Raw genomic sequence first — 8,519 nt, forward strand, 5'->3', positions numbered from 1 at the left:
AATATTGCGCATACTGAAGCTTTTAAAGAAGGTCTAGTCACTATTCAGGATGAATCATCACAGATGGTAGCCCGTTTATTAAATCCAGGTGAAGAAGATGTTGTCTTGGATATGTGCGGGGCACCAGGTTCTAAAACAACACATCTTGGTATACTCATGAATAATAGAGGCTTGATTGACGTTTATGATCTTTATCCACATAAAGCAAAGCTTATTGAAGACAATGCGAAAAGACTTGGATTATCCAATGTTCATGTTCATACAGGAGATAGTACAGACCTTTCATTATTTGATAAGCAGTATACAAAAATACTCTTAGATGGTCCATGTTCTGGACTTGGTGTTCTTTCCAGAAAACCTGAAATCAAGTACCATGATTCTGATGCAATGGATGAAATCATTCTTATTCAAGCAAAATTACTAGAAAATGCATATTCTTTATGTATAAAAGGTGGTAATATAGTGTATAGTACGTGCACTATAAATAAAAAAGAAAACGAAAAACAGATTGAAAAATTCATAAAGAAGCATCCCGATATGCATGTAGTGGAAGAGCGTACTATACTTCCATTTGAATATCACAGTGATGGCTTTTATATGTGTCTGTTAGAAAAGGATGTATGATGAAATCAATTTATGACTTAACACTTGAACAATTAAAAGAAGAATTAAAAGCGATGGGGCAGAAGCCTTTCCGTGCGAAACAGATCTATGAATGGATTTATGTAAAGAATGTCTATGATTTTCATCAGATGACTAATCTTTCTAAAGAACTTCAGGAAACACTTTCCAACCATTTCAGTGATGCGCTTTTAACTATCAAGGAAAAGCAGGTCGCACGTGATGGTACGACTAAATATCTTCTTGAATTAGAAGATGGAGGACTCATTGAAACAGTATTGATGATTCAGACTTATGGTCGTTCATTATGTGTCACAAGCCAGTTAGGATGCAATATGGGCTGTTCCTTCTGTGCTTCAGGCTTACTAAAGAAACAGCGTAACCTTACAAGTGGTGAAATTGTGAAACAGGTCTTGACTGTTATGAATGATTTAAAAGAAAGAGTGACTCATGTAGTCGTCATGGGAACAGGTGAGCCATTTGATAACTATGATGAAGTCATGAACTTCATCTATACAGTCAATGAACCTCATGGTTTAGCTATTGGCGCAAGACATCTCACTATCTCTACATGTGGTTTGATTCCTGGAATTGAACGTTTCTCTCATGAACCAATCCAGGTGAATCTAGCAATCAGCTTACATGCACCTAATGATGAAATCCGTAATGAATTGATGCCTGTCAACAAACGCTATAATATGGATGATTTAAGAGATGCAATCAAGACATATATTGAACGTACAAATCGTCGTGTCACTCTTGAATATATTTTATTGAAGGATGTTAATGATGATATCAAATATGCACGTCAGTTAGCGCATTATCTTCGTGGATTAAATGTCTATGTCAATTTAATTCCTTATAACCCTGTAGATGAACATGGCTATAAACAATCTCTAAGTCATACAATTACTGCATTTAAGGATGAACTTATTCGTTTACATATTAATTGTACTTTAAGAAAAGAACATGGCCGTGATATTGATGGTGCATGTGGACAGTTACGTGCAAAGAGAGAGAAAGGAGCATAATATGGCTATCTCCGCGATGACTGATATCGGAATAAAAAGGTCAGTAAATCAAGATAGAGCAGTCTATAAAATTAAGAATCATGAAATCGTTGGCGTATTGTGTGATGGAATGGGTGGTCATCTTGCAGGTGAAGTTGCTTCAACACTTGTGAGTCGTTATGTGATTGAACATTTCTTTGATCATTCACCATTTCTAGATGATGAATCTATTCATGCCTGGATTTCATCTTTACTATTAACTGCCAATGATCTTGTGAATAAGGAAAGTGACATGCATAGTGAATATGCAGGCATGGGGACTACAATTGTCATCTGTTATATGGATGGTAAGAATACTTATATATCCCATGTGGGTGATTCTAGAGCTTATTTATATAAAGATACATTAAAGCAGATTACAGCAGATGATACTTTTGTGAATGAACTTGTAAAAAGAGGTTTGATCAATGCAGAAGAAGCCTCACATCATCCAAAAAGAAATGTCTTAGTGCAGGCTATTGGTATTAAAGAAGCTTTACGTATTTCTTTTTATAAGATTGAAGAGGATTATCGTGCAATATTGCTCTGTTCAGATGGATTATATAATTCACTCTCATCTCAACAGATTGAAGAAATACTACAAAAAAATGCATCAGTTGATCAAAAAACTGAATGCCTCATTCAATCAGCCAATGAATTTGGCGGATTAGATAATATTGGTGTTTTACTAATTGAGAAGGGAGAAGCATAAGATGAGTGAAAAAGGACGTGTTCTTGCTGATCGTTATGAATTAAAAGAACTTATTGGACAGGGCGGTATGGCCGATGTCTATCTTGCATATGATGACATATTAAAAAGAGAAGTAGCAGTCAAAATACTTCGTTCTTCTTTGACAGGAGATCCTATTTATATCACTCGTTTCCATCGTGAAGCGCGTGCAGCGGCTGCATTATGTCATCGTAATATTGTAGAAATCTATGATGTAGGTGAAGAAGATGATCTTTACTATATTGTCATGGAATATGTACGTGGTCAGACTTTAAAAGAATTAATTAACAAGCGTGGTGCACTTCATTACGTTGAAGCTGTGGACATTATGAAGCAGGTTGCTTCAGCTACTGCACTTGCACATTCTATGGGTATTGTACATCGTGATCTGAAGCCTCAGAATATTCTTGTCACTGATTCTGGCATTGTAAAGATTGCGGATTTCGGTATTGCCTCAATCCAGTCTTTATCACAGGTGACTCAGACTGATACGATCATGGGCTCACTTCACTATCTTGCGCCAGAAATCGCAAGAGGTGAAAAAGCAACACCACAGAGTGATATTTATGCCTTAGGTGTTCTCTTCTATGAATTACTAAGAGGAGATGTACCATTTAATGGTGAGTCTCCAGTAAATATCGCATTAAAGCATATGCGTGATGAAATTCCTTCAGTACGTGCTTATAATCCAGCGATTCCTCAGTCAGTAGAAAATATCATTATCAAAGCGACTGCTAAGAATACAAATAATCGTTATCAGTGTGCGGATGATATGTTAGATGATTTAGACACATGTTTAGAACGTTTAGCTGAAGAAAAGCTTACTTTTGACCATGTTAATACTGATCCAACTATTATTGCGAGCGATTCACAGTTCTTTACTAAAACGGCACCTATTGATCCTGAAACAACACAGACAGAAATTGAAGAAATCAAGCCTCAGGATGAGAAGAAGAAAGAACCAATGGATAAGAAAAAGAAGATTGCGATTGGTGCAGCTATTGGTGCTGTCATTGTATGTCTTGCGATTGTGGCAGGTTTCTTCTTACTTGGTGGTAATAAAGATGGCATGATGATGGATTTAGTAGGTAAGACCGAAAAAGAAGCAACAGCTTTATTGATTGATAAAGGCTATAAGGTTTCTGATAATGTTAACTATGAATTAAGTGATAAATATGAAAAAGGTCTTGTAGTAGCCACAGATCCTGAAGCAGGACATGCTATTAATAAAGGTGATACTGTGACATTAACTCTTTCTAAGGGTAAATATATTATCATGGAAGATTATACAGGTGTGTCTTATGACACAGCTTATAAGAAACTTACCAAGCTTGGATATAAGGTGAAGAAGTATGAAAAGTCTGATGATGAATATAAAGCAGGTATTGTTATTGGACAGTCTATTTCTGAAGGAGAAAAACAGGATCCTAATGAAAAAGGCAAGATTATCACTTTAACAGTTTCTAAGGGTGTTACTATTACTGTTCCATCACTTTATGGTCAGGACATCAATGCCGCAAAATCAACATTGGAAAGCCAGGGCTTCACCAATGTAAAATTATCTGTTCTTCCATCACCTACTGACAGTGCAACAATCAACTCAATGTCTGTTAATACAGTCGTTAAACAGTCTGTTGCACCTTATACTCAGGTAACAAGCAAGGGCACTGAAATTATCTTATATTACTATGATAAGAAACCTACTCCACCAACACCACCTTCTCAGCCTGATTTACCAGAAGATGATGATGGTGATGACGCCAGTCAGAATGCACAATCAGAATAGGAGAAGATATGCCTAAAGGTCAGATTATAAAAGTCCTTGCAGGATTCTACTATGTAGATACAGGCGAAAAAGTAGTAAGCTGCAAGGCACGTGGTAAATTTAGAAACAGAGGACAGAAGCCTCTTGTAGGAGACTTCTGCAGCTTCAAGGAAGAAAAGGATGGTTCAGGTTATATCCTTTCTCTTGATGAAAGACATAATCAGTTAGAAAGACCTCCTATTTGTAATATAGATCAAGCTCTCCTTGTATTTTCTATTGCTGAACCGGATTTTGATCAGATGCTTCTTGATCAGTTCCTCGCAATGGTTGAATATGAGAAGATTAAGCCAATTATCATTATTACTAAGATAGATCTTAATAGAGAACTTGTTCCGGTTATCAAAAAGAAGTACAATGCATATGATCTATATTTTGTATCAAGTAAAGAAAATGAGGGTATTGAAGAGATCAAACCACTTCTAAAGAATCGTGTCACAGTCGTGACAGGACAGAGTGGTGTAGGTAAATCAAGTCTTTTGAATGCCTTAAACATTGAATTGAATATTGAGACAAATGAAATTTCACAGGCATTAGGAAGAGGAAAACATACAACAAGACATGTTGAACTGATTCCGATGTATGGTGGCTATATTGCCGATACACCTGGCTTCTCTTCTTTGGAACTGAAGATGGAACCCGTAGAACTTGCGACTACTTATCATGATTTTAGAGAATTATCTCATCATTGTAAGTTTAGAGGATGTCTTCATGATAGTGAACCAAAGTGTGCTGTGAAAGAAGCTGTTGAAGCAGGAGACATAGATCAAACAAGATATGAAGATTATCTGCAGTTATTAAAGCAGGTAAAAGAAAGGAAAGATAAACGATATGGTTAAAATTGCACCTTCAGTATTATCCGCTGATTTTGCGCATCTTAAAGAAGATATTGATACAATCTATGATGGAGGAAAGTCATGGATTCATTATGATGTCATGGATGGACACTTTGTACCAAATATTTCATTTGGTTATAGTATCTTGAGTAATGTCCGTGCTGTCACTGATTTGTTTATTGATGTTCATTTAATGATTACTGATCCTGGTCAGTATTTAGATGAATTCATCAATGCAGGTGCAGATCTCATTACATTCCATATTGAAGCTGTATCAAGCGTGCAGGAAGCACGTGTCCTTATTCAGCGTATTCATGATGCAGGATGTCTTGCTTCTATCTCTATTAAACCAGGAACTGACGTAGAAGCTGTTAAACCATTCCTAGATGATTTAGATATGGTTCTTGTAATGAGTGTTGAACCAGGATTTGGAGGTCAGTCATTCAATCCTTCAGCCTTAGATAAGATTACTGAATTAAAAGAAATTAGAAATGGTAGACGCTATCTTATTGAAGTAGATGGTGGTATCAATGAAAATACAGCCAACCTATGCCGTGGAGCTGGGGCAGATGTTCTTGTGGCTGGAAGCTATGTCTTCAAGGCAGAAAATAGACAGGAAGCTATTGATTCACTCAAATGAAAATAGGCTTATACGCAAGCATGAATAATGGGGATGTCTTTAATAAAGACATCCCTTATATTGCGGTTGATGGTGGTTTGGAACATCTGCACCGTCAATTTATTAAACCATTATTCGCAATTGGAGACTTTGATTCTCTAGAACATAAAGAATACCTTGAGGGGCTAGAAGTTTTGAGCTTTCCTACACACAAGGATGAAACAGATACAGAACTAGCCATTAGCGAAGCACTTAATAGAGGCTATGATGAAATAGATCTTTATGGCGTCATTGGTGGACGTATTGATCATTTTCTAGGAGTACTCATTTATTTAAGACAGCATCCAGATATTAAGATTACACTCTATGATGATATCAATAGAATCTATTTGCTGCCTAAAGGAATACATCAGATAGACTGCACTGAGTATAAATACTTCTCTTGCTTTACTGAAAAGACTTGTATTCTCACATTAAAGAATTGTGATTATCCACTTGATGGTTATACATTAGAACCTCATGATCCATTATGTATCTCTAATCAATGTCATGGTATTTTGACAATAGAAAATAGTGAAGATCTCATCTTTATTGAATCACAAAGAATAGGAGGATAATATGGCTGAAAATAAAGACTTTCTTGCGACTGAACCAGTAGGTAAACTATTAAGACAACTTGCTTTACCTACAGTCATAGCGCAATTAATCAACATGCTTTACAATATTGTAGACCGTATGTTTATTGGTCATATTCCCCATACTGGTGCACTTGCTTTAACAGGAGTTGGTGTCTGTATGCCTCTTATTATGATTGTGACAGCCTTTGCCTCTCTAGTAGGCAATGGTGGGGCACCACGTGCTTCTATTTATATGGGACAGGGAAATCATGATCATGCAGAAAAGATTTTAGGAAACTGTTTTATTACACAGATTATTGTCTCTATTGTATTAACACTTATTCTATTCTTTGGAAATCGTACCTTCCTACTTGCGTTTGGTGCAAGTGGTAATACAATCTCTTATGCAGTAGATTATATGAATATATATGCGATAGGAACGCTTTTTGTCCAATTAACACTGGGGATGAATATGTTTATTACGGCCCAGGGGTTTGCGAAGAATGGGATGATTTCTGTTGTAATTGGGGCATTATGTAATGTCATCCTCGATCCTATTTTGATCTTTGGATTCAATCTAGGTGTCAAAGGCGCGGCTCTTGCGACAATCATCTCACAGGGATGTTCATGTTTTTATGTTCTTCGTTTCCTGTTTGGCAAAAAAACAAAACTTAAAATAAAAAAGAAAAACTTATCTTTAGATAACTCAGTCATCTTACCCTGTCTTGCTTTAGGTCTTTCTACCTTTGTGATGCAGTCAAGTGAGAGTGTCATCCAGGTCTGTTTTAATTCTTCTTTATTAAAATACGGAGGAGATATAGCAGTAGGCGCAATGACTATATTGACTAGTGTTATGCAGTTTGCGATGCTTCCTTTACAGGGATTGGGACAGGGGGCACAGCCTATTATCAGTTACAACTATGGGGCTAAGAATAAAAAACGTGTTCAAAAGACATTTAAATTATTACTTAAGGTTTCCCTTATCTTTTCAATGGCAATCTGGATTTTGATTCAGATCTTCCCACAGATGTTTGTAGGACTCTTTACAAATGCACAAGAACTCTCTCTCTTTACCACAAAAGCACTTAGAATCTATATGGCAGTTGTAGGATTATTTGGAATTCAGATTGCCTGTCAGATGACATTTGTGGCTTTAGGTAATGCGAAAGCATCAGTTATTGTGGCAGTTACTAGAAAATTCATTCTCTTAATACCACTTATTTATATTATGCCAGCATTACTTGTGGATAAGACAATGGCTGTCTACTTAGCGGAACCAGTGGCAGATCTTTTTGCGATTACATTTACAGTATTATTGTTTAGAAAACAATTCAAGAAAGCACTTGAACATATGAACTGAGGTTTCTCAGTTCTTTTTTTCGTAGAAATAGATTATAATGATAGAGATTGAAAGAAGGATGAATATATGAGAGACCTAGAAGATATAAAAAGAAGTGGATTTAAAATCATTGAACAAAAAAGAGAAGAATTTGTGAAACAGAGCATTCTTTCTGATGAGTTCTTAGATTTATTAGATAAGAATAAAAAGCCATTTGATCTTTTAATGTCCTATTATCGTTGCGCGGTAATGGAGATAGAAACAAAATTTAGAGTATTAGATCAGGAATATTCTTTAGAATATGATGGTAATCCCATTGAAAGCATCAAGTCACGTATTAAATCATATGACAGTATTGCGAGAAAAGTAAGACGCAAGAATATTCCGATGACTATGGAATCATTAGAAGAAAATATAAGAGATATTGCAGGAGTCAGAGTTGTTTGTTCATTTCCTCAAGATATTTATGAACTTGCAGATAGCTTCTTAAGACAGGATGATATTACTTTGATTGAGATGAAGGATTATATTAAAAATCCTAAACCTAGTGGTTATCGTAGTTTACACTTAATTGTACAGGTACCAATCTTCTTACAGAAGACAAAGAAGTATGTTTATGTAGAAGTACAGCTTCGTACTATTGCGATGGATTTCTGGGCAAGTTTGGAACATAAATTACGCTATAAGAAGAATATTCCTGAAGATGAAGCAAAACTTATTGCTCAGGAACTTTATGACTGTTCAGTAGAAAGTGCTAAATTAGACAAACGTATGCAGAAGATACGTTCAATGATGAATAAGGGAGAGTCTGAATAGATTCTTTTTTGTTGGAGGAAATGAAACTTTAATATGCGGTAAACACGGCATTTAATTTTGCCTTTATTGT

8 protein-coding genes and 1 pseudogene are annotated in these 8,519 nt (G+C 35.9%); all 9 read left to right on the forward strand.

Annotated features, from left to right (window positions below; translation table 11 throughout):
• Window positions 1-624, forward strand: a pseudogene (locus tag B2S90_RS08075) (16S rRNA (cytosine(967)-C(5))-methyltransferase RsmB); the annotation flags it as partial.
• Window positions 624-1,652 carry a 23S rRNA (adenine(2503)-C(2))-methyltransferase RlmN gene (gene rlmN / locus B2S90_RS08080; protein WP_055233559.1) on the forward strand — a complete coding sequence of 343 codons (1,029 nt, stop codon included), beginning with the start codon at window positions 624-626 and terminating at the stop codon, window positions 1,650-1,652. The pseudogene B2S90_RS08075 and the gene rlmN, both read left to right, overlap by 1 nt.
• 1 nt (window position 1,653) lies before the next feature.
• On the forward strand, window positions 1,654-2,382 hold the full coding sequence (locus B2S90_RS08085) for a Stp1/IreP family PP2C-type Ser/Thr phosphatase (RefSeq protein WP_055233558.1): 729 nt from the start codon (window positions 1,654-1,656) through the stop codon (window positions 2,380-2,382).
• Between the two features lies 1 nt (window position 2,383).
• The gene (gene pknB / locus B2S90_RS08090) at window positions 2,384-4,186 is read left to right on the forward strand and encodes a Stk1 family PASTA domain-containing Ser/Thr kinase (protein ID WP_286696855.1); all 1,803 of its coding nucleotides are present in this window, start codon (window positions 2,384-2,386) and stop codon (window positions 4,184-4,186) included.
• A gap of 8 nt (window positions 4,187-4,194) precedes the next feature.
• Window positions 4,195-5,061: a ribosome small subunit-dependent GTPase A gene (gene rsgA, locus B2S90_RS08095; RefSeq protein WP_055234633.1), complete on the forward strand. Its 867-nt coding sequence runs from the start codon at window positions 4,195-4,197 to the stop codon at window positions 5,059-5,061.
• Window positions 5,054-5,698 carry a ribulose-phosphate 3-epimerase gene (gene rpe / locus B2S90_RS08100; protein ID WP_055234631.1) on the forward strand — a complete coding sequence of 215 codons (645 nt, stop codon included), beginning with the start codon at window positions 5,054-5,056 and terminating at the stop codon, window positions 5,696-5,698. Before rsgA ends, rpe begins: the two co-directional genes overlap by 8 nt.
• Window positions 5,695-6,294 (forward strand): thiamine diphosphokinase, encoded by a 600-nt coding sequence (locus B2S90_RS08105; protein WP_006505128.1) that lies wholly within the window; start codon window positions 5,695-5,697, stop codon window positions 6,292-6,294. The genes rpe and B2S90_RS08105 overlap by 4 nt, the downstream gene beginning before the upstream one ends.
• 1 nt (window position 6,295) lies before the next feature.
• Window positions 6,296-7,654, forward strand: coding sequence for an MATE family efflux transporter (locus B2S90_RS08110; protein ID WP_286696856.1), 1,359 nt, complete (start codon window positions 6,296-6,298; stop codon window positions 7,652-7,654).
• A gap of 66 nt (window positions 7,655-7,720) precedes the next feature.
• Entirely contained in the window at window positions 7,721-8,449 is a 729-nt protein-coding gene (locus B2S90_RS08115) for a GTP pyrophosphokinase (protein ID WP_278780360.1), read from the forward strand.
• Window positions 8,450-8,519: the final 70 nt, after the last annotated feature.

The organism is Catenibacterium sp. UBA627, from assembly GCF_002299355.1.
Taxonomy (GTDB): domain Bacteria; phylum Bacillota_I; class Bacilli_A; order Erysipelotrichales; family Coprobacillaceae; genus Catenibacterium; species Catenibacterium mitsuoka.